The 340-nt window shown below is 39.1% G+C and carries 1 protein-coding gene; it reads left to right on the top strand.

Going from position 1 to position 340, the window contains the following annotated elements; all coding sequences use genetic code 11:
- Positions 1 to 340: hypothetical protein (locus PL77_RS32035; RefSeq protein WP_044208350.1), on the top strand; the 340-nt coding region annotated here is incomplete at both ends.

The following is a 340-nucleotide window of genomic DNA, read 5'->3' as shown; positions in this document are numbered from 1 at the left end:
GACAGTTACTTTCGGAGACTCTTACTCTTACGATGGAGGATTTGAAATCGCTTCTCTTGAATATAACTGGACAAAAGTAAGCGACGGATCAACGGAAAGCTCAGCGGCGGAGTTAAGCATTCCTTCAATGACAAGTGACAATGCAGATAGTTATAGATTGAATATCACGTCAACTTCAATCACTGGTCTAACCATCTTCACAAAACAAATTGACCTATTATTTACATTAGGACAAGAAGATTCAGTGGCATTGTATAATCTATTCGTAGAGTTAGGAACAACGCCTGACAAAGCAATAGAAATGCGTGATTGGGTAGATAATGATGGCAATCCAGTTGCT

Origin of the sequence: Flammeovirga sp. OC4 (genome assembly GCF_000812565.1) — a bacterium.
Lineage (GTDB): Bacteria > Bacteroidota > Bacteroidia > Cytophagales > Flammeovirgaceae > Flammeovirga.
Note: the sequence above shows the minus strand (reverse complement) of the source record. Positions and strands in the feature narration are given on the sequence as shown.